Annotated in this window: 23 protein-coding genes; 14 read left to right on the top strand and 9 right to left on the bottom strand. The window is 70.8% G+C overall.

The genetic code is table 11. The features are described 5' to 3' along the window. Nucleotides 1-4 precede the first annotated feature (4 nt). The 3 genes from LZP97_RS13620 to LZP97_RS13610 all read left to right on the top strand — a co-directional run bounded on the left by LZP97_RS13620 (nucleotide 5) and on the right by LZP97_RS13610 (nucleotide 1,400). Nucleotides 5-370, top strand: coding sequence for a hypothetical protein (locus tag LZP97_RS13620; RefSeq protein WP_017681236.1), 366 nt, complete (start codon nucleotides 5-7; stop codon nucleotides 368-370). Between the two features lie 102 nt (nucleotides 371-472). Further along, the gene (locus LZP97_RS13615) at nucleotides 473-1,114 is read left to right on the top strand and encodes a HemK2/MTQ2 family protein methyltransferase (protein ID WP_017681235.1); all 642 of its coding nucleotides are present in this window, start codon (nucleotides 473-475) and stop codon (nucleotides 1,112-1,114) included. A gap of 76 nt (nucleotides 1,115-1,190) precedes the next feature. Beyond that, a complete protein-coding gene (locus LZP97_RS13610; protein WP_040270934.1) occupies nucleotides 1,191-1,400 on the top strand; it encodes a CDGSH iron-sulfur domain-containing protein in 210 nt (69 codons plus the stop codon). Between the two features lie 112 nt (nucleotides 1,401-1,512). On the opposite strand, the gene LZP97_RS13605 is transcribed toward LZP97_RS13610, so the two are convergent. Continuing rightward, nucleotides 1,513-1,668, bottom strand: coding sequence for a DUF6131 family protein (locus LZP97_RS13605; protein WP_003937495.1), 156 nt, complete (start codon nucleotides 1,666-1,668; stop codon nucleotides 1,513-1,515). Nucleotides 1,669-1,833: 165 nt separating this feature from the next. On the opposite strand from LZP97_RS13605, the gene LZP97_RS13600 reads away from it, so the two are divergent. Next, complete coding sequence (locus LZP97_RS13600) at nucleotides 1,834-2,247, top strand: DUF5709 domain-containing protein (RefSeq protein ID WP_010592142.1); 414 nt, start codon at nucleotides 1,834-1,836, stop codon at nucleotides 2,245-2,247. A 60-nt stretch (nucleotides 2,248-2,307) separates the two neighbouring features. Here the strand turns inward: LZP97_RS13600 and LZP97_RS13595 are convergent, their stop codons facing one another. Next, nucleotides 2,308-3,321, bottom strand: coding sequence for an iron-containing redox enzyme family protein (locus LZP97_RS13595; RefSeq protein WP_040270851.1), 1,014 nt, complete (start codon nucleotides 3,319-3,321; stop codon nucleotides 2,308-2,310). A 74-nt stretch (nucleotides 3,322-3,395) separates the two neighbouring features. Between LZP97_RS13595 and LZP97_RS13590 the strand changes: the two genes are divergently transcribed. Then, nucleotides 3,396-4,310 (top strand): SDR family oxidoreductase, encoded by a 915-nt coding sequence (locus LZP97_RS13590; protein ID WP_371851033.1) that lies wholly within the window; start codon nucleotides 3,396-3,398, stop codon nucleotides 4,308-4,310. A gap of 6 nt (nucleotides 4,311-4,316) precedes the next feature. Here the strand turns inward: LZP97_RS13590 and LZP97_RS13585 are convergent, their stop codons facing one another. After that, nucleotides 4,317-4,805, bottom strand: coding sequence for a DUF6328 family protein (locus LZP97_RS13585; protein WP_010592139.1), 489 nt, complete (start codon nucleotides 4,803-4,805; stop codon nucleotides 4,317-4,319). 133 nt (nucleotides 4,806-4,938) lie between these two features. On the opposite strand from LZP97_RS13585, the gene LZP97_RS13580 reads away from it, so the two are divergent. Then, a complete protein-coding gene (locus tag LZP97_RS13580) occupies nucleotides 4,939-5,160 on the top strand; it encodes a hypothetical protein (protein WP_010592138.1) in 222 nt (73 codons plus the stop codon). A gap of 13 nt (nucleotides 5,161-5,173) precedes the next feature. Here LZP97_RS13580 and LZP97_RS13575 read toward each other — a convergent pair whose 3' ends face one another. The 3 genes from LZP97_RS13575 to LZP97_RS13565 are packed head-to-tail and all read right to left on the bottom strand — an operon-like array spanning nucleotide 5,174 to nucleotide 7,191. After that, nucleotides 5,174-6,034 (bottom strand): PPK2 family polyphosphate kinase, encoded by an 861-nt coding sequence (locus LZP97_RS13575; RefSeq protein ID WP_010592137.1) that lies wholly within the window; start codon nucleotides 6,032-6,034, stop codon nucleotides 5,174-5,176. Nucleotides 6,035-6,064: 30 nt separating this feature from the next. Next, nucleotides 6,065-6,409 (bottom strand): DUF4873 domain-containing protein, encoded by a 345-nt coding sequence (locus tag LZP97_RS13570; protein ID WP_010592136.1) that lies wholly within the window; start codon nucleotides 6,407-6,409, stop codon nucleotides 6,065-6,067. Between the two features lie 41 nt (nucleotides 6,410-6,450). Next, nucleotides 6,451-7,191 carry a TetR/AcrR family transcriptional regulator gene (locus tag LZP97_RS13565; RefSeq protein WP_040270853.1) on the bottom strand — a complete coding sequence of 247 codons (741 nt, stop codon included), beginning with the start codon at nucleotides 7,189-7,191 and terminating at the stop codon, nucleotides 6,451-6,453. Between the two features lie 152 nt (nucleotides 7,192-7,343). On the opposite strand from LZP97_RS13565, the gene LZP97_RS13560 reads away from it, so the two are divergent. The 7 genes from LZP97_RS13560 (at nucleotide 7,344) to LZP97_RS13530 (ending at nucleotide 14,099) form a co-directional block, all read left to right on the top strand. After that, nucleotides 7,344-8,597, top strand: coding sequence for a DUF445 domain-containing protein (locus LZP97_RS13560; RefSeq protein WP_225222515.1), 1,254 nt, complete (start codon nucleotides 7,344-7,346; stop codon nucleotides 8,595-8,597). 60 nt (nucleotides 8,598-8,657) lie between these two features. After that, nucleotides 8,658-9,191 (top strand): helix-turn-helix domain-containing protein, encoded by a 534-nt coding sequence (locus tag LZP97_RS13555; protein WP_010592133.1) that lies wholly within the window; start codon nucleotides 8,658-8,660, stop codon nucleotides 9,189-9,191. Nucleotide 9,192: 1 nt separating this feature from the next. After that, a complete protein-coding gene (locus LZP97_RS13550) occupies nucleotides 9,193-10,032 on the top strand; it encodes a hypothetical protein (RefSeq protein ID WP_010592132.1) in 840 nt (279 codons plus the stop codon). Nucleotides 10,033-10,107: 75 nt separating this feature from the next. After that, nucleotides 10,108-10,401, top strand: a complete 294-nt coding sequence (locus LZP97_RS13545; RefSeq protein ID WP_003937507.1) for a DUF2516 family protein — start codon at nucleotides 10,108-10,110, stop codon at nucleotides 10,399-10,401. Nucleotides 10,402-10,483: 82 nt separating this feature from the next. Then, nucleotides 10,484-11,386, top strand: coding sequence for an AurF N-oxygenase family protein (locus LZP97_RS13540; protein ID WP_010592131.1), 903 nt, complete (start codon nucleotides 10,484-10,486; stop codon nucleotides 11,384-11,386). 70 nt (nucleotides 11,387-11,456) lie between these two features. Further along, a complete protein-coding gene (locus LZP97_RS13535; protein WP_017681229.1) occupies nucleotides 11,457-12,494 on the top strand; it encodes an alpha/beta fold hydrolase in 1,038 nt (345 codons plus the stop codon). 63 nt (nucleotides 12,495-12,557) lie between these two features. After that, entirely contained in the window at nucleotides 12,558-14,099 is a 1,542-nt protein-coding gene (locus LZP97_RS13530) for a molybdopterin-dependent oxidoreductase (protein WP_082061230.1), read from the top strand. Between the two features lie 18 nt (nucleotides 14,100-14,117). On the opposite strand, the gene purU is transcribed toward LZP97_RS13530, so the two are convergent. Together purU and LZP97_RS13520 are read right to left on the bottom strand one after the other, a co-directional pair. Next, complete coding sequence (gene purU, locus LZP97_RS13525) at nucleotides 14,118-15,005, bottom strand: formyltetrahydrofolate deformylase (protein ID WP_003937511.1); 888 nt, start codon at nucleotides 15,003-15,005, stop codon at nucleotides 14,118-14,120. Between the two features lie 43 nt (nucleotides 15,006-15,048). Continuing rightward, the gene (locus LZP97_RS13520; protein ID WP_040270857.1) at nucleotides 15,049-15,909 is read right to left on the bottom strand and encodes a class I SAM-dependent methyltransferase; all 861 of its coding nucleotides are present in this window, start codon (nucleotides 15,907-15,909) and stop codon (nucleotides 15,049-15,051) included. A gap of 436 nt (nucleotides 15,910-16,345) precedes the next feature. Between LZP97_RS13520 and LZP97_RS13515 the strand changes: the two genes are divergently transcribed. Beyond that, on the top strand, nucleotides 16,346-19,879 hold the full coding sequence (locus tag LZP97_RS13515; protein ID WP_442792833.1) for a protein kinase domain-containing protein: 3,534 nt from the start codon (nucleotides 16,346-16,348) through the stop codon (nucleotides 19,877-19,879). Between the two features lie 73 nt (nucleotides 19,880-19,952). Here the strand turns inward: LZP97_RS13515 and LZP97_RS13510 are convergent, their stop codons facing one another. Then, complete coding sequence (locus LZP97_RS13510; protein ID WP_040270936.1) at nucleotides 19,953-20,501, bottom strand: GNAT family N-acetyltransferase; 549 nt, start codon at nucleotides 20,499-20,501, stop codon at nucleotides 19,953-19,955. Nucleotides 20,502-20,537 lie beyond the last annotated feature (36 nt).

Genomic DNA, 20,537 nt, shown 5'->3' with positions numbered 1-20,537 from the left:
GCCAGTGGGAACACCGATCCGGCAGGTACACGGCCCGTCGCTCGTGCCGCAGGCGCTGCGCGAGGTGGAAGGCGGAGTCGCCGCCCTCGCTGCCGGGATCTGCGTGATCGCCGCCGTCGGTGTGGGTGTGCTCTCCGCTTCCGCACTCACGGGCGTCGGGGCCGGACTCGCCGTGGCGGCGGGCCTGTCGTTCATGCTCGGTTCGCTGACCTCGGCACCGGCCGCCGGACAGCCGGATCCGGCGCGGTCCTCGGCGGTCCGCACTCGACCGGACGGAGCCGCGGTGTCGCGACGCGGCACCGCCACCGCCACCGCCTTCCGCCGGCACCGGGTTTCGGGGGGCGTCCCGGAGGGGTACTCCCACGTATGACAACGACGTCTCGCCCGGAATTCATCGTGTCCCTCGCCCGGTCCACCTACGGGGGCCGTGCCGTCACAGCCGGGGTCCGGTAACGTGCCGGCGCCCAGGAGGGTGTGGCGACTGCCCGGTGTGTACCGCCCGCAGGAGGATTCGCATCTGCTCGCCGGAGCGCTCGACCGTGCTGCGGCACCCCCCGGCGCCAAGGTGCTCGACTTCTGCACCGGCACAGGCTTCATCGCCGTGTCGGCGGCGATGTCCGGAGCCGGGTCCGTGACGGCACTGGACATCGCCCCCCGCGCGGTCCTCGCGGCGCGTCTCAATGCGAGGTCGCGGAAGCTTCCGATCCGCGTCGTGCGCGGCGGGCTGGACGAGGCCGGCCGGCACGGACCGTTCGACGTGGTCCTGTCCAACCCGCCCTACGTTCCGCACGACGCCGATTCCGGCGACGCCCGCTGGGATGCCGGGGCCGACGGCCGGGCGGTGCTGGACCCGCTGTGTCGGAGACTGCCGAACCTGTTGTCTCCCGGCGGTTTCGCTCTCGTCGTGCATTCCGAGTTCTCCGGGGTGGACGAGACGCTCGTCCGGTTGCGCGACGCCGGTCTCAAGGCCTCCGTCGTCGCCCGGCGCCGGATTCCGTTCGGGCCCGTGATGCGCAGCCGCGCCGGATATCTGCGGACGCGCTACGAGCTGCCTGCCGGCGTCGACACCGAGGAAGTGGTGGTGATCCGTGCCGATCGAACACACTGCCCGTGAGGTAGCCACGGGTGACAGCCCCCGGGACACGTCCCCCGGGGGCGTCGCTGTGCCCGGCCTGTGCCCGGGACTGCGGGTGGAGGGTCTCGCGGCGGAGGAGCCGAGGGTCGTCCGGCTGGTCCGCGGCGGTCCCGCCCTGGTGGAAGGTCCGGTGCGCATCGTCGCCGAGGACGGCGACGAGGTGGAATCGGACCGGTTCGTCGTCGCGATCTGCCGGTGCCGTCGCAGCGAGCGGTACCCGCTGTGCGACACCAGTCACCGTCGGCCCCGGCGCGATCCGCGCTGAGTCCGGTCCACGTCCGGTCCACGTCGACCGGCCCCTGGCGCACGGCACGCACACAGCGGGGCGGGCGGTTCCTGGGGAACCGCCCGCCCCGCAACGCGTCACACGTCACGCGTCAATACCAGTACTTCCGGCCGCCGACAGCCCGGCCCGTCGCTCCGAGGATCGCCAGGATTGCGCCCACCACCAGGAGAATGATCCCGAGTGTCCACAGGATCGAGATGTTGGTGAGGAAACCCACCACGAGCAGAATCAAACCCAGAATGATCATGAGTGTCACCTCGCTGTCGGTGCCCGTTGCCGGTCGGATCCGGGCCTTGCCGAGGGGATACCCGCATCGGATGTGCCGAAACCTCACGAACCTCACACCGGTGGACAGCAGGTACTTCGCGTCGATTCGTGGCGCGCCGACGGTCCCGGTGGCATTGTCTGGGGCATGCCTACTTCGGAGAACCCCGGGGACAGCGTCCCGGGCGAGTACAGCGTCGACGACGAGGACCAGTTGCAGCCGGAGGACTCCCTGATCGACCGCGGCGTCGACGACGTCCTCGACGAGGGATTCTCACCGATGGAACGGCCCGTCGGCCTCGACCGGCACGAGACCCTGGACGAGCGGCTCCGTGAGGAGGAGCCCGAACGGGAGGACGAGGGCGAGAGCGAGTTCCGCAGCTCCGTCGCCGAGGCCGGCCGGACGCGCGCCGGGCGCCTCGTCGCGCCGGACGAGGGCACCGCCGAGGACGAGGACGCCGAGTTGTTCGGAACGGACGTGGGAATCGACGGGGGCGCCGCGTCCGCCGAGGAAGCGGCCGTGCACCTGATCGACGAGGAGGATTCCGGCCGGGAGGACTGAACGGCGACGGCCCGGCACCCGAGAACTCGGATGCCGGGCCGGATATCAGCCGGGGGACGCTCAGCCGGATCCGGTGCCGAGCAGGGACGATTCGTCGTTCTTCCACCGCTCGAGCAGGTACGCGGCGAGCCGGCCCTCGAGGTATTCCATCGCCTCTGCGCCGAACGCGACGTCGCCGGCGCAGCGCGGCTCGCGCTCGACGAGATCACCCGCCACGTCGTAGCGGAGCACCTGCTCGTGCACCGCGTCCGCCTCGATGTGCTCGGTGTAGAAGTGGATGCACGCGTCCGGCGCGCCCAGGCGTTCGAGGCCGCGTGCCATCCGGCGCGCCATCGGCGAGGAGGTGATCTCCGCGGAGGCGAACAGGCCCACGAGTTTCGGGGTGTGCGCGCGGTGCAGTCCGCACAGGGACATGAAGTTCACCGTCGCGAGCGTCTCCGCGGGCACCCGGTCCAGATAGGCCAGGTATCCCGTGTCGAGACCGGCCGCGGCGAGCAGGTCCGAGTAGAGGACCGAGTGCATGCGCTCGGCCCGGCCGCCGCCGAACTCGTCGAACTCCACCGCCACCAGCGCCGCCTTCGCCCTGCCGGTGAGCCGCGGGATGGCGAACGAGTGGGGGTCGGCCTCCTTGAGGTGGTAGACGGACCGGTGGACGAAGAACTCGCGCACCTGCTCCCACGTGCCCCGGTCACGGATGTGATGGGACACGCCCCACGCGTCCTCGGGTTCGCGGCACAGGTCGTCGAACACCCGCTGGGGATCGTCGCCCGACGGCACGTCGGCGCGCAGCCGGTCCAGGAAGAGCCGTTCGAGACCGGCTCGGACGGCCAGCGGGCCCGGCGCCCATTCCCAGCCGGCGTCGACCCCGTCGAACCCGCGGTAGGACAGTTCGTACAACACCGTCAGAGCCAGTTGGGCATCCTCGCCGTAGGGGTCGGTCCCGGCCACCTCGATCGGCCAGAGGCCGGTGTCGGCCGGACGCGCGAGCCGTTCGATCACCTGCCGGGAGACAGGCCCCCGGGCCTGGGGGAGGGCGGCGGACTGCAGCACGGCGGTCGCAGAATTCGCAGGCATGTGCGCGGATACCCGGACCCGATTCGTGCGAAACGCCGGGTGTGGGGCGGGTCCGGGCGGGTATCCGCCCGGACATGAACAGTGAAAAAAGCGACGGTGACAACAGCGACGTGGAGAACGGGACTGCATCCGGCGGCGAGGATGTCGAGCGCCCGCCGCACACGATCGATTACCCCGGTGAGACGGCCGACATGGCCGAGCAGCCCCGCGACGAGATGCGGAACTATCGGGGCCGCGACCTGCTCGCCGGCCGCAAGGCCCTGATCACCGGCGGTGACTCCGGTATCGGGCGCGCGGTGGCGGTGGCCTTCGCGAAGGAGGGCGCCGACGTCGCGATCGCCTACCTCGACGAGCACGACGACGCCGAGCACACCGCGGACCTCGTGCGGCGTGCGGGTCGTCGATGCCACCTCCTCCCGGGAGATCTCGCCGCGGCGGACCACTGCCGGGCGGTCGTCGCCGAGACGGCCGCGGCGCTCGGCGGCCTCGATCTGCTGGTCAACAACGTCGCGTACCAGGAGCCGGTGGACGACCTCACCGAACTCGACGACGCCCAGTGGCGGCGGACGTTCGCGGTGAACATCGACAGCTACTTCCACGTGACGAAGGCGGCGCTCGCCCACCTGCCGCGCGGTTCCGCGGTGATCAACACCGCCTCCATCAACGGTCTGCGGGGCAACAAGTCGCTGATCGACTACTCGGCCACCAAGGGTGCGGTGCTCGCGCTGACGTACTCGCTGGCGCAGTCGTTCCAGGACCGGGGAATCCGCATCAACTGCGTCGCGCCGGGACCGGTGTGGACGCCGCTGATCCCGGCGACCATGGATGCGGAGAAAGTCGCGACGTTCGGGCAGCAGGCCCCGTTCGGCCGGGCGGCGCAGCCGGACGAGATCGCACCCTCGTACGTGTTCTTCGCCTCCGAGACGATGTCGTCGTACTACAGCGGTGAGGTGCTCGCACCGATCGGTGGTGAGACGCTGCCGGGCTGAGCCGGGTCAGCGTCGGTATCGCCAGGGGTAGGCCACCCACAGGGTCAGGAACAGCACGACCGTGACGATGCCCCCGGCGATGCCGGCGGCGGTGTTGACCACCAGCCCGACGACCAGCACGACGACGCCGGCCATCGCGACCCCGAGCAGGAGCAGGCCCGCCATGGCGAAGCGGTGCGCCGTGACCACCAGTTCCGGGAGGCGGCGCTGCCGGAAGAGCAGGCGGTGCATACCGACGGGGGCGACGAGCAGGATGGTGGCCGTGATCGACGCCAGCACGGTGACGAGATAGACGCCGCGCTGGAAGCCGGTCAGCTCGTCGAACCGGCTCTGGAACGGCAGGGTGAGCAGGAAGCCGGTGAGGAGCTGGACGCCGGTCTGCACGACGCGCAGCTCCTGCAGCAGACTCGACCAGTTCCGGTCCAGTCGCTGCACGGGCGTCTCGTGCCGGACCCGCTTGTTCCAGTCCTCGTTCGGAACCGCTGTGGGCTGCACTCTCTCGGCATGCCCCGTACGGCGCTCGTCAAACCTCCCCGGTAGCACCACCGTCCTCTTGTGACCTGTGTCACTGTGGGGGTACTGTCGGCTCCACCAGGGACAACGTCGCTCCGAGGAAAGGAGGGTGGTCATGAAGCTCAATCTGTTCGTCGCATGGACCGGCTACATGCTCGCGTTGGTCTCGATCGTGAGTCTTGCGGGTTTCCTCTACGCCGCGGGGTCCGGCAACGGCGGGTGGGCGCTCGTCGCGGGCGCGGTGTGCGTCCTCGCGGTGGCGTCGGCGATCGCGATGATCGGTAGTACCGTCCATCACGACCATCGTCTGCATCGCGAGACACCGCACCTGTTCTGACGGTTCCGCCGTCTCACGCCTCGGCCAGGCGCCGCTTCTCGAGTTCCACATCGAACCCGGCTGCCGGCCAGTCCAGGTCGAGGCGCTCGAACGCGTCGACGAGCAGTTCCATGACGGCGATGCGGCTGTACCACTTGCGGTCGCAGGGCACGACATACCAGGGGGCGTGCTCCGTCGAGGTCTTGTCCAGCATCGCCTGGTACGCCTCCTGGTAGGCGGGCCACAGCGTGCGTTCGGAGACGTCGCCGGGGTTGTACTTCCAGTGCTTGTCCCGCCGCTCGAGCCGTTCGGCCAGGCGGCGCTTCTGCTCGTCGAGCGAGACGAACATCGCCACCTTGACCAGCGTGGTCCCACTGTCGACGAGTTCACGCTCGAACTGGTTGATCTCGTCGTACCGGGTGCTCCACACGCTCTCGGGCACGAGGTTGCGGACCCGCACGACGAGCACGTCCTCGTAGTGCGAGCGGTCGAACACCCCGAGTTGTCCCGCCCGCGGCAGCGCCTTGTGGATGCGCCACAGGTAGTGGTGGCGCTTCTCCTCGGGCGTGGGTACACCGAACGACGTGTGGTCGACGCCCTGCGGATCCACGTGGCCGATGACGTTGCGGACCATGCCGCCCTTGCCCGCGGTATCCATGCCCTGCAGGATCAGCAGGATTGACCGGCGGTCCCCCGAGCGTCCGTTGGCGAACAGCATCTCCTGCAGGCGCGAGAGCACCGCCCCGCGTTCCTCGATGAGCCGTTCGCCGGTGGCCTTGTCGCCGGTGAAGCCCGGGGTTCCGTTCGTCTCGATGTCGGCGACCCTGGTCCCGGGGTGGGCACGGAGCACCTCGACGGCCGGCGCCTGCCACGGATCGGTGCTCTTGACGGTCATCTGCCGAGCGTGCCACATCCCGTGGCCGGATCAGCCGAGTTCGAGCTCGGTGTCGTCCGGGCGGGTGGGGTAGGGCGGAGCCGACATCCCGTCGACCATGTGGCTGCCCCACAGGTCCGTCTCGGTGATCCGGGCGATCGCCGGAACGGGGCCGTCGGGTCCGGGCACCGTGAGGTGGACGTCGGTGCCGGGGGAGAGGTCGGTGCCCGGCAGGGCTGCCGCGAGTCCGCGGAGACGCCCCCGCCAGCGGTAGCGGCCGCTGATCGGGTCGAATGCCCCCGAGAGCTGGACCTCCGTCGTGGCGTGCTGCTCGCCGACGGTGACCTCGGCGGGGCCGCGGTAGCCGTCGGGTTCGTCGTCGTGTGGGTCGGACATGCCCGCGACCTTACATGTAAACGTCAGTTACACAAACAGGGTCACGGGGTGCCGGCGTCCGGAAGCAGCGGGTGCGGCCGGCTCTTGAAGCGGGCCGGCGAGCCGCCGACGGCTGCGATCCCGGATATGCCGCCCCAGGTCATCATCGTGAGGTAGTCGGTCAGGTCCTCCGCCGACATCGACTTGTTGGAAATCCACCAGTGGGTGGCGAGCTGGATCGCGCCCACGATCGCGTACGCCCACGGGACGGACCCGCCCGAGTCCATCTCCAGGTGCCGCAGCCGCTCACCGATCACCGTCGCGACGAGCTCGGCGATCATCCGCTCCGAGTCGGCCACGACGTCGCGCCCGGCCGCGGCGCTGTTGGTCATCACGTACAGATACACCTCGGGATCGGAGGCGACGGTCTCGACGTAGGTGGCGATCGCGACCCGGGTCAGGTCGTACTCGTCGAGGTCCTCGGCCACCGCCGCGTAGATGCGCGGCGCCAGGATCGTCTCCACGTACCGCAGCATCGTCGCCGTGGTCAGGTCGTTCTTGTCGGTGAAGTACCGGTAGAGAACGGTCTTGGAGACACCGATCTCGGCGGCGATCTCGTCCATCCCGACGTCGCGTCCGCGGGACCGGATCGCCTTGATCGTGCCGTCGACGAGTTCCTCGCGCCGGGCGATCTTGTGTTCGTGCCAGCGACGCTTGCGGCCGTCCTGTTTGGTCGGCGCGGCGGCCGTCGGGACCGGCGTGTCGGTCGGGGACGGGGGCTGGGGAACTCGGTGGTTCGGCACTGGGTGGCACATCCGTTCGCTCGATCGTCCGTCCAGTTTAGAGGGGGCCACGCGGCCGGCCGTGCGGACGTCCCGTTCGGGGCACGACGTCCGTTTCCGCCGCGTCCGCCCTCGCCGGGCGCAGCTTCGGCACAATAGCGGAGGTGCAGCTGATGAGCATCGACGATGACGCCAAGCGCAGGGACCTGCGCCGGATGAAGGCGGTCGCCACCGGCTTCCTGCTCGTGGCGACCGCAATCTACCTGTTCTGCCGCTGGCAGGAGACGCGCGGCGCCGGCGAATGGGTGGGGTACGTGCGGGCCGCCTCCGAGGCCGGGATGGTCGGCGCGCTCGCGGACTGGTTCGCGGTCACGGCGCTGTTCCGGCATCCGCTGGGCATCCCCGTTCCGCACACGGCCATCATCAAACGGAAGAAGGATCAGCTCGGGGCGAGCCTGAGTTCGTTCGTCGGCTCCAACTTCCTCGCCCCCGAGGTGGTGTCGGCGAAGGTCGAGAACGCCCGGATCCCGCTGCGCCTGGGAACCTGGATGGCGGAGCCCGAACACGCCGAGCGGATCGCGCAGGAGACGTCGACGGTGCTGCGGGGACTCGTGACGGTCCTGCGCGAGGAGGACATCCAGCAGATCATCGACAACACCATCGTCAAGCGCATCGCCGAGCCGGAGTGGGGGCCGCCCATCGGCCGGGTGCTGTCCGAGCTGCTCGCCGAGAACCGGCAGCTGCCGCTGATCGACATGCTGGCCGAACGGGCTCACCAGTGGGCCCTCGGCAGCCAGGAGACGATCGATCGCATCATCAGCCGCGACTCGCCGTCGTGGTCGCCGAAGTTCGTGGACCTGCTGCTCGGCGAGCGGATCCACCGCGAGCTGGTCGAGTTCACCTGGAAGGTGCGGTCCGACCCCGACCACGAGGTGCGTGTGGCCGCGAACCGGTTCCTCGCCGACTACGCGCGGGACCTGCAGCACGATCCGGTCACCATCGCCAAGGCGGAGAAGGTCAAGGCGGAGATCATGGGTCGGGAGGAGGTCACCCAGCTGGCCTCCGCGACGTGGCGGGCGGCCAAGCGGATGATCCTCGAGTCGGTCGACGACCCGCACAGCACGCTGCGCACGAAGGTCACCGAGAACGTCATCCACTTCGGGGTGCGGCTGATGGAGGACCACGAGCTGCGCGGCAAGTTCGACCGCTGGCTGCTCGACGGGGCCCGGTACATCGCGGCCAACTACGCCGACGAGATCACCGCGGTCATCCGGGAGACGGTGGAGCGCTGGGACGCGGAGGAGGCCAGCCGCAAGATCGAGCTCCAGGTGGGGCGCGATCTGCAGTTCATCCGGATCAACGGCACGGTGGTCGGGTCGCTCGCCGGTCTGGCCATCTACACGTTCTCGAATCTGCTGTTCGCGTGACGTTCCACACCTGCTAGCAGAGTGCTTGCTACAGCTAGCACTTGTCGGTACAGTGGAACCGTGTCCACGAAGGAACGGGGTGAACCCGCCGACGGAGGGGACGATGACAAGGACGATGCGTCCGGCGCCACCGAGATCGCCACGCGGGTGGTCAGCACTGCCGCGCAGGACATCGGCAGTTTCATCCGCTCGCAGCGCGAGGCGGCGCAGGTGTCCCTGCGTCAGCTTTCCCAGCTCGCCGGCGTCAGCAATCCCTATCTGAGCCAGATCGAGCGAGGGCTGCGCAAGCCCTCGGCCGAGGTGCTCGGGCAGATTGCCAAGGGGCTCCGGATGTCCGCGGAGGTCCTCTACGTCCGGGCCGGGATCCTGGAGCAGCGCCCGACGAGCGCGGTGCGCGACGCGCTGCTGGCCGACGCCGTGCTCAACGAACGGCAGAAGCAGGTCCTGCTCGACATCTACGAATCGTTCTGCCGAGAGAACGGTTCCCACCCTTCCGGGGCGGACCTCTCACCCGAGGTGTCTGCACCCGAGGTATCCGCACCCGCGGCCGCTGCCCCGAACGGCGCGACCGACCCCGATCGACAGGAGAACTGACATGACCGATCCGAAGAACCTCGCCACCCCGCTGTACGCCGCTGTCGGCGCCGGCGACACCGTGGTCCAGGCGGTGGCCGACATCGTGGCTCGCACCCGCCGTCGCGCCGAGACCACCCAGACCGACGTCGGCGACCGGGTCGACAGTGCCCGGGGCCGTCTCGCCGACTTCCAGGAGGACCTGACCGAGAACGTCGAGTCCCTGCGCGAGCGGCTCGCCGGCCTGCCGGCCGAACTGCCCGAGGATCTCGCCGAGCTGCGCGAGAAGTTCACCGCAGAGGAGCTGCGCAAGGTCGCCGAGGCCTACCTGAAGGTGGCCTCCGACATCTACACCGCACTCGCCGAGCGCGGTGAGGAGACCATCGAGCGGCTGCGCAAGCAGCCGGTCGTGGAGGAGGGCATCGGTCGCGCCGAGGCCGCGTTCGGTGACGCCGTCGAGCTCACCGAGGAGGCGCTGGGCACCGTGGCCCGACAGACCCGCGCCGTGGGCGAACAGGCCGCCCGGCTCGCGGGCCGCGCCGCCGGCCGGATCGAGGAGACCGCCGGCGACGTCGGCGAGGCCATCTCCGGGGCCGGCGAGGAGGCCGGCCTGCGGGTGCTCGACCTCGGTGGCCAGGCCCAGGAGGCGGCTTCGGAGGCCGCGGACCGGGTCGAAACCGCCGCGCTCGAGCTCGACGAGGCCGCCACCAAGGTCGAGGAGGCCGCGGAGAAGGCAGCCGCGCCGAAGACCGAGGCTCCGGCGCCCAAGACGCCGGCCAAGGCCCCCGCCAAGGCTGCGGCCAAGACGCCGGCCAAGGCGCCCGCCAAGAAGGCGGCGCCGCGCAAGACCACCGGCGCCTGATCACACCGGTCGGTAGAACCGCCGACGGCCCCCACGCGACCTCCGCGTGGGGGCCGTTGCTCGTACCATGGGAACGTGCCCAACGTCGATTCTCTCGCCGCCCTGATCATTTTCGCTCTGCAGATCGTCGCGCTCGCCGGGGCGGGTTTCGCCCTCCTGCATGCCGTGCGGCAGCCCGCCGAGGCGTTCCCCGCGGTCGACAAGCTCACCAAGCCGGTGTGGCTCGGCATCCTCGCCGCCTCGCTGCTGGTGATCGTCGTCTTCTGGGGCACCTTCATGATGCTCGGAATCATCGCGGTGATCGCCGTGAGCGTGTACCTCGTCGACGTGCGACCGCGGGTGGACGAGGTACAGCGGCCGCGCTGGTAGTTCCGCTCGGAGGCCTTGACAAGCGCCGAGCGGTTGATGACACTTCGGGTAACGGGTAATTACCGAGACGAGGTGATCGACGATGGCGCTCACCCGGACCGTCCGCACGGACGACCGTGAGGACACCGCCGAGAGGCTGCTGGCCTCCGCGGCCCGTTCCTCCTACGACCCGGCCCTCGAGATCGACTGGGACGCCCCTGTCCCCGCCGACAAGTACGGGATGACCCCCGAGTGGAGCAGCCTCTACGGCACCGCCCTGTGGGAGTCGATGAGCGAGCGGCAGCGGATCGTCCTGACCCAGCACGAGGCCGCCAGTATCGCCGGCACCGGCATCTGGTTCGAGATGATCCTGATGCAGATGCTCGTGCGCGACCTCTACCGCCGTGACCCCGCCACCGCCTACGTCCAGTTCGGGCTCACCGAGATCGCCGACGAATGCCGGCACTCGACGATGTTCGCGCGCGCGGCACAGCACTTCGGGATCCCGTCCTACCGGCCGAAACGCTGGATCCGGGAGAGCGGCCGGCTGTTCAAGGCCACGGCAGGCGGGGCCCTCGCGTTCGGTGGAACCCTGTTCGCCGAGGAGATCCTCGACGCGATGCAGCGCGACTTCATGCGCGACGAGCGGGTCCAGCCCGTCACCCGCACCGTCAGCCGCATCCACGTCGTCGAGGAGTCCCGGCACATCCGCTACGCGCGCGAGGAGATCGTCCGCCGCACCCGCCACCTGTCCCGCACCGAGCGCGTCCGCGTCCGGCTGCAGCTGGGCATCTCCGCGTACTTCGTCGTCACGAGCCTCGTGCACGACGACGTCTACGCCGCCGCGGGGCTCGACGTGGCCGAGGCCACGGCTGCGGTACGGGCCAACACGCACTACCACGACCGGCTCCGTGAGGGCGCCCGACGGACGATCGAGTTCCTCGACGGCGTGGGCCTGATCGGGGGGCCGTCGACCCTGCTGCTCCGCCGCGCCCACGTCCTGTGATCGCGGACCCGTCCCTCGGCCGTCGCGTCCCGCGACGGCCGTCGTTCCAGGAACCAGGAGAACAACACAGGTGAAGAAGCCGTCCCGCAGGACCACCCTGGCGCTCGCCGGGGTGGCCGGCGCTGCCGCCGTCGCCGGACTCGTGGCCTACCGCGCCCGCCGTCGCCGCACCGTGGTGCGCGCCGCCGACCGGCCACCGCATGCGCTGCTCGCGCCGCCCACGCTGGACCCCGACATCGTCGACCTCACCACCGACGACGGCGCTCACCTCCACATCCGCGCCTACGGCGATCCGGACGCCGACCCGATCGTGCTCAGCCACGGGTGGACGTGCAACGCCGACTACTGGATCCCGCAGATCAACGCACTCGCCGGGCGCTACCGGGTGATCACCTACGACCAGCGCGGTCACGGCCGCAGTGACCTCGGTACCCGGACCTTCGGCCCCGACGTTCTCGCCGACGATCTCGCAGCGGTCCTCGCGGCGACGGTGCCGGCCGGCCGCAGGGCAGTGCTCGCCGGGCACAGCATGGGCGGCATGAGCATCATCGCGTGGGCCGGCCGCCACCCCGAGCAGGTGCGGGAGAAGGCGTCCGGAGTGCTGCTCGCGAGCACCGGCACCGACAGCCTGCTCGCCGAGGCCGCGCTGCTGCCGCCCCGCCTGGGCCGGGTACCGGAGCCCGTCGCGCGGCGTGTTCTCGGCGCCGCCGTGCCGCTCGTCGCCTCCCCCCTGACCACCCGCGCGCTGAAGTACGTCGCCCTCGCGCCCGGCTCGAGCACCGCCGAGGTGGAGTTCTGCGAGAAGATCGTGCTCGGCTGCACCCCCCGGGCCCGGGGCAACTGGGGGACGGCGCTCAGCGCAATCGACATCCGAACGGGCCTCGAGCACCTCACCGTCCCGACCACCGTGCTGGTCGGCACGGCGGACCGCCTCACGCCGCCGGTGCACGCGCACCGGCTCGCCGAGGCCCTCGAGGCCGCCGGGCACCTCGAGCATTTCGTCGTCCTCGACGGGATCGGGCACATGAGCTCGGTCGAGGCGATCGACGCGTTCGACGACGAACTGCTGTACCTCGCCGAACGGGAGCCCGTGCAGGCAACCGCCTGACGCTCCCATCCGCGGCGGCCGCGGCACCGAACCCCCCGTGTGCCATCCACTGGAGAAGGACCCGTGACCGTGTCGGGCCACCGCGCCGCGCGTGCCCTCGCCGGACTGGTGTCGTTCGGTGTCGTCCTCGGCGTCGGCGAACTGCTCGCGGCGCTGGTCGGGCCGGCATCGTCGCCGTTCTACGCCGTCGGCGCCACGACTGTGGACCGGGCGCCCGCGTGGGCCCGCGAGTTCGCGATCGACACGTTCGGAACGTCGGACAAACCGGCGTTGTTCATCGGCATGTCGGTGATCCTCGCGGTGCTTGCCGTGGCGGCGGGGCTGCTCGAACAGCCCCGCCGACCGCGCGGCGGCGTCGTCCTCGCGGTCCTGGCCGCCGTCGGCGGATACGCGGCACTGAGCCGGCCGGGTGCCACCGCCGTCGCTGCGCTGCCCACCGTCGTCGGCACCGTCGCGGGCGCGGTGCTGCTGCAGTACGCCGTCCGGCTGCTCGCCGCATCCGGCGTCCGCGACGACGGGACGGCAACCCCGGCGGCGTGGCCGCGCCGCCGGTTCCTCACGGTGCTCGGCACCGCCGCCGCGGTGGCCGTGGCCGCCGGCGCCGCCGGCCGGCACCTCACCGACCGGCTGGCGCGGGCCGTCGAGGATCGTGCCCGGTTCCTGGTCCCGCGACCGGCCCGGGCCGCCGCACCCGTGCCGGCGGGCACCGAGGTGACGGCCCCCGGGGCGACCCCCTTCCTCACCTCGCCGGCGGAGTTCTACCGCATCGACACCGCGCTGCGGGTGCCGCGGTTGCGCACCGCGGACTGGCAGCTGCGTATTCACGGCATGGTCGAGCGGGAAGTGACACTCACCTGGGACGATCTGGCCGCGTTCGAACCCGTCGAACGGATCCTCACCCTCACCTGCGTGTCCAACGAGGTCGGCGGCAACCTGGCCGGCAACGCCCGCTGGATCGGATACCGGATGAGCGACCTGCTCGCCCGCGCCGGAGTCCGGGCCGACGCCGATATGCTCCTGTCCACCAGCGCCGACGGCTTCACCTGCGGCACCCCCGTCGACGCCGTCCTCGACGGCCGCGACGCCCTGCTCGCCGTCGCGATGAACGGCGAACCGCTGCCGTTCGAACACGGGTACCCCGCCCGGCAGGTGGTGCCCGGGCTGTACGGGTACGTCTCCGCCACCAAGTGGGTCGTCGACTGGGAACTGACCCGATTCGGCCGGGCCGAGGCCTACTGGACGCAGCGCGGCTGGGCGGAACAGGCCCCCGTCCGGACCGCCTCACGCATCGACGTCCCCGCCGCCTTCGGCCGGCTCGAGCCGGGGGCCGTGGTCGTCGCCGGTACCGCGTGGGCGCAGCAACGCGGCATCGACCGCGTCGAGGTCCGCGTCGACGGCGGCCCCTGGAACGACGCCGAACTCGCCGAGGAGTACTCGCTCGACACGTGGCGGCAGTGGACGTGGCGATGGGACGCGACGCCCGGCACGCACACCCTCGAGGTGCGTGCCACCGACGGGGAGGGCCGGGTGCAGGACGAGCAGCGCCGCCCGCCGATCCCCGACGGCGCCACCGGCTGGCACAGCCGCACCGTCACCGTGGGCTGACCGGCCGATGCCGCGCCGTCAGCTGAAGACGACGGTCTTGCTGCCGTGCACCAGCACCCGGTCCTCGAGGTGCCAGCGCAGCCCGCGGGCCAGCACCAGCTTCTCGACGTCACGACCGAGGCGCACCATGTCGCCGACGGTGTCGGCATGACCGACGCGCACCACGTCCTGCTCGATGATCGGGCCGGCGTCCAGCTCGGGGGTCACGTAGTGGCACGTCGCGCCGATCAGTTTCACGCCGCGGGCGAAGGCCTGATGGTAGGGGCGTGCGCCGATGAACGACGGCAGAAAGCTGTGGTGGATGTTGATCGCCCGGCCCGCCCAGTGCTCGCACAACTCGGGCGGCAGAATCTGCATGAACCGCGCCAGCACGACCGCGTGCGGATCGTGCACGTCGACGAGCTTGCGCACCTGCTCGAACGCGGGCCCCCGCTGCTCCGGATCCTTCGGGAAGGACACGTAGTGGAAGTCGATGCCGTGCCGGCGGGTCACCCGTTCGAGGTCGGGATGGTTCCCCACGACTGCGCAGATCTCCGCGTTCAGTTCCCCGGCGGCCACCCGGCCGAGGATGTCGTGCAGACAGTGGCCTTCCTTGCTGACGAGGAGCACCACCCGCTTGGTCTCGCCGGTGTCCTGCAGCGTCCATTCGGTCTCCGGGCCCAGTTCCGCCGCGACGGCCGAGAATCGGTCGCGCAGTTCGTCGAGGCCGAGCGGGATGGAGGAGGCGCGCACGGCCTGCCGAGTGAAGAACCAACCGCTGTCGGGGTCCGCGTGGTAGCCGGCTTCGACGATCGAGCCGCCCACGTCCGCGAGGAAGGTCGAGATGCGGGCGACGATGCCGGTGGCGTCGGGGCAGCCCAGTGACAGTACATACCGACGGTCGTCGGACGAGGCAGCGGAGGTCATGCCGTCCAGTCTCTCAGGTGGGACCCCGGTCCGATTCGACCGGTCACACCGTCGCGGGGGGCCGCCGGACCGTGGCGGTCCCGACGAGGGTCGTCGCGTCGATCGTGTGGATGCCGCGCTCGGTGACGGCCGCGAGGAATTCGGCGCGCACCGCGGCGACCGCGTCGGTGTCGAGCCCGGCCAGGACCGCCCGCAGGCCCGATCCGGTCACCAGCGCCCAGCACAGCTCGTCGGTGGCGGGCAGCAGGTTCGACAGGGTGCGTACCTCCACCGAGTGGGTGCCGGCGGCCGCGAGCCACGCCTCGAGGGTGCGCGGCAGATCGATCGCCCGCAGCGGCGTCCGCTCCCGCAGCGACGGCCGGCCCGCCACCGCCGGGTTGCGCCGGCCGACGACGTCGAACAGCGTCGCGCTGATCTCCTCCATCGCCCCGGCCCGCCACACGGTCACACCGAGCCGGCCGCCGTGCCGCACCAGGCCCACCAGACGGTCGAACGCGGCATCCATGTGGGGCAGCAGGAACACCCCGTAGGAGATGGCGAGCACGTCGTATCCGGCTTCCGGGACCGTGGAGGGCGGTTCCCACGTGGTGGCGTCGGCGCACACGAAGTCGATGTTCTGCAGCGCCCGTTCGGCGGCGACGAGCCGGCCGAGCTCGAGCAGGTCGTCGGCGACGTCGATCGCGTGGACCCGGCCCGTCGGCCCCACGGCCGCGGCGGCGGGTAGCGCCGAGGCGCCGGCGCCGCAACACACGTCCAGCACCGTCGCACCGGGACCCGGCCCGAGCTGGAAGACCAGCGCCTGCCCGGCCGGACCCCACACCGTCGGGGTGAGCCGGTCGAAGTCGCCGCTCGCGTCGTCGAAGGTGCTCGCGAGCCGTGCCGTCTCGTCCACTGCGTCGGCCATGCCTGGTCCTCGGGTTCTCGAAGCCGGGGCCGGAGCCCCGGACGCCCAGCGGTGCAGCCGATACCTTATGGCAATTCCGAACGTTTCAGTTCCGTAGGCTGGATGGCTCCTTCGCGTCCGGTGAGACGAGTGCGGTGCGGCGGCGAGGACGGGGATGCCGGTCGTGACCGTCTTCCGGGCGACAGGAAGCGTTGGGCGAGTTCGACGTCGGAGCCGGGGTGCGCATGGTCACCGCCGGCGCGGTGCCGTTCACCCGCGCAGGACCTCGCGCTCCTCGCCGGCAGGGAATCACCCGGGAATCCGGCCCCAGCCGTGGAGAGAACCGGCCCGTCGGCACGACGGACTTCGCGCGGGCGGCGCCTAGAATCGGAAGCAATCCGAGGTGGCGTCATGATCAGGTCCGCAGATCACCGGCCGGCAGAACCGGCCACCGGCAGTGCCGCGGTACACCTCCCGGAGTGCCGGGCGCAGTCCGAAGACCGGGTGCACAGTGTCCGGTGACGCCGCTGCACGTTCCGCTGATCCGCCCCCGAGGGAGCTCGCGGACGAATTGGGCGCGGCCGGTTTCGTCGAGCCGCGGGTGGCAGGGCGGGGAGGGTTCGGCATCGTCTACCGCTGTCGTCAGCCCGCCCTCGACCGAGTGGTAGCGGTCAAGGTGATGAGCCCCAGTCCGGACGAGACCGACCGCGTGCGGTTTCTGCGCGAGCAGCAGGCGATGGGCCGGCTGTCGGGGCATCCGAACATCGTGCACGTGCTCGAGGCCGGCGTCACCCGTACCGGGCGTCCCTTCATCGTGATGCCGTTCCACCGCCGGGACTCCCTCGAAGCGTGGATCGACCGGCGCGGGGCCCGCACGGTCGCCGAGGTTCTCGACATCGGCATCAAGGTGGCCGGGGCGCTCGAGACGGCGCATCGGGCGGGTGTCCTGCACCGCGACGTCAAACCGGCGAACATCCTGATCTCCGAGTACGGCGAACCGCAACTGACCGATTTCGGGATCGCCCGGCTGTCGGATCGGCAGGACACCACGCGGGGCTTGGTGGTGGGCTCGCCCGCCTACACCGCGCCGGAGCTGCTGCACGGGCAGTCTCCGTCGGTCGTCTCGGACGTCTACGGACTCGGCGCCACCTTGTTCACCGCTCTGGCCGGCCGGCCTGCCTACGCGCGCCGCCGTGGGGAGGAACTGGTGGCGCAGCTGCTGCGGATCAGCACCGAACCGATTCCGGATCTGCGCGAGCGGGATGTTCCGGAGGGGGTGTGTGCGGTGATCGAGCAGGCGATGGCCCGGGAGCCCGCCCACCGTTTCGGTACGGCGGCGGCGTTGGGGGAGGCGCTGCGCAGCGCCGGGACCGATCTCGGTTACCTCGTTGCCGACCTGCCGCTGCCGTTGGCCTGGGACGAGGAGAGCCCACCGCAGCAGGAAGGTCGCGAATCCCCCGCGACCGCGGCGTATCTGCGCCTCGACCCGTCGGCTGGTGGATCCGTGCCCGCTCGTCCGCCCGCCGCGGCGACCAAGTACCGTCCACCGGTCGCGGCTCATGCGATGGTGCAGCGCACCCGGTTGCTCGACCGGCTCGGTACCGCGACCCGGGCGCGACTGATCTTGATCCACGGCCCGGCCGGATACGGCAAGACCACCGTGGCCGCCCACTACGTGCGGATGCTCGAGCACGACGGTGGCAAGACCGCGTGGTTGTCGATCGACGAGGACGACAACACCCCCGCCTGGTTTCTCGCGCATCTCGTCGATGCGGTCACGGTGACCCTGCCCCGGCTGGGCAGAGAGCTGACCCGTGTCCTGGAGGGACACGGGGAGGGTGCCGAGCGGTTCGTGCTGACCACCCTCATCAACCGGACACACACGGGCGGGCAGCACATCGCGGTGGTACTCGACGACTGGCACCGGGTGACCAACCCCGCCAGCCGGGCCATCGCCCGGTTCCTGCTCGAGCAAGGGTGCCACCACTTGCAGCTGGTCGTCACCAGCCGGGCCCGGCAGGGTCTGCCGCTGAGCGGCCTGCGCGTGCACAACGAGTTGATCGAGATCGACGCCGCCGCATTGCGCTTCGATGTCGACGAGTCCCGCGAGCTGCTCACCGGTACTACCGGATTGACCATGGAGGACAAAGACATTGCCGAGCTCGAGGAAACAACCGATGGGTGGGCGGCGGCCCTGCAGCTGGCCTCGCTGGCACTACGCGAACACCATGACCCCCGGACGGTCATCCGCCAGCTGTCGGGCCGGCATCGCGCCCTCGGCGAGTACCTCGCCGAAAACGTCCTCGACAGCCTCGAACCGGACCTGCTCGACTTCCTGTTGGCCACCGCGGTCAGCGAACGCACGTGCGCAGCCCTGGCCACCGCCCTGACCGGCCGCCGGGACGCCCAGGCCGTGCTCGAGGACGTCGAAGACCGGGATCTGTTCCTCACCCGGCTCGACGAGGAAGGACAGTGGTTCCGTTACCACCACCTGTTCACCGACTATCTACGCCGCCGGCTCGAACGAGGCGACCCGGAACGGCTGCACGAGCTGCACCGGACCGCGGCCCGGTGGTTCGCCGATCAACGCCTGTCGAGTGCGGCGGTCGATCATTTCCGCGCTGCCGGCGACGACGACGCGGCGATCGACGTGGTCGAGCGGGAAGCAATCCCACTGCTCGAACAATCCCGGATGAACACTCTGCTCGGGTTGGAGACCAAGCTACCGACGACCGCCGGCGCGATGCGGCCACGCCTGCAGCTGGCGGTGGCCTGGGCGCACGCACTGCTGCACCACCGCACTGCGGCCAACGACGCCCTCAGCCGCCTCGAGGCAGTGCTGCCGACCGTGTCCGGCGACGAAGAGGCTGACGCCCGGGCCGAGGCCTCTCTCATCCGGGCCACCATCACCGTCTTCGACGACCGTCTCGACCACCTCGGCGAGGCACTCGAGGCATGCATCGCCCGCGCCGACAGACTCCGTCCGTGGATTCTGTGCGGTGTTGCCGATGTGGCCTCGTTCCGCGAGATCCAGCGGTTCGACTTCGACGAGGCCCGGCGCTGGCAGCAATGGGCACGCCCGTACCACCGCCGCGCCTCCGGGCCGTTCAGTGTCATCTACGGCTATTGCCTCGATGCGGTGGCCGCACGGGAACAACTCGATCTCGACGGCGCCGAGACGAGCCTGCGCCACGCCATGCACCTGGCCACCGCTTCCGACGAAGACAATTCCTACAGCTCCCGCCTCACCGGTGCCCTCCTCGGGGAAATGCTGTACGAACAGGGAAACCTCGCCGAGGCCGAAGGCCTGCTCGACGAGAGCTACAGCCTCGGCGCCGAAGGCGGAACCGTCGAGTTCATGCTCGCCACGTACGTCATCGGCGCTCGCCTGAAGCATCGCCTGGGGCAGCACGAACAGGCCGCCGAGCGACTGGCCGAAGGGGAGCGGCTGGCACTGTCACTGCAACTGCCCCGTCTGGCGGTGCATATCACCAACGAGCGCATCCGGACGGGCATCGGGATACCGCAGGTCTCCCCGGTCGCCTTCCCTGCCGGGCTTCCGAGCGACGTTCCTGACGGGATCGCCCAGGTCACGGCCGAGACCACGGAAGAGGCGGCAATCCGGCTGCTGCTCGCCGCCGGCTCCGACAGTGACCGGACACACGCGTGCCGGCGCGCCCGAATCCTCACCGAGTCGATCAGCGCCACCGACCGGCCCCGAGCGTCCCTCTATGCCCGCTTGCTGCTGACCGAGTGCCTTGTCACGGTCGGCTCACTCGCGGAAGCGGAACGAGTGTTGCTGCCCGTCCTCGAGCAGTGTGCACGGTCGGGGTTGGTCCAGCCGGTCCTCGATACCGGACCCGCTGTGCGAGAACTCGTTCGGCGGGTCGGTGCGGACCGGCACGACCGCAGCATCAGCCCCGCCCTCGGCCACTTCCTCGATCGGCTGCACACAGCACCACGGCCGTCCGCAACACCGGAGGACACGTGAGTCCTCCCACCCCGGGGAACACCGGATCGAGCGCATCGCGACACCGCGATTGCCGCCCCGACGATCCCCCGCGCTAGCCGATCTCGTAGAACGGAGGGGCGTAGCGGAAGACGCCGCGCAGCTGCGGCCGGTGCGCGGTGAGGGCGCGGGCCTGCAGGTGCGACGCCCATTCGGGCACGTCGGGATCGACACCGAGCTCGGCGGCCGGGACGAACCCGAAACGCGGGTAGTAGTCCAGGTGCCCGAGCAGCACGACGAGCGGTTCGTCGAGGGCATCCGCCGCGCCGAGCACCGCGTGCATCAGGGCGCCCCCGACGCCGGCGCGCTGCCACGCCGGCAGCACCCCGATCGGCCCGAGCGCCAGCGCCGGCTCGCCGTCGACCGTGCCGCGGGTGACGCACACGTGCCCGACGACCGAGCCCTCGGCTCCGGTTGTGCCCGAGTCCTCGGCTCCGGTTGCGACGAGCGAGAGCCGGGGCAACCACGCCGGGCCGGCACGCAGCGCCTCGACGAGGCCGGGCTCGACCGGCTCCACGCGGGCGGGAGCGAGCGGCGCGAATGCGGCGCGGTGCACGTCGCCGATCGCAGGGATGTCGGCGGGAAGTTCTCGTCGGATGAACACGAGAGCAGTGTGGACACCGGCGCCGGGCCGGGCAAC

The sequence above is a fragment of the Rhodococcus sp. DMF-1 genome (assembly GCF_021441945.1).
Taxonomy (GTDB): Bacteria; Actinomycetota; Actinomycetes; order Mycobacteriales; family Mycobacteriaceae; genus Rhodococcus; species Rhodococcus ruber.
Note: the sequence above shows the minus strand (reverse complement) of the source record. Positions and strands in the feature narration are given on the sequence as shown.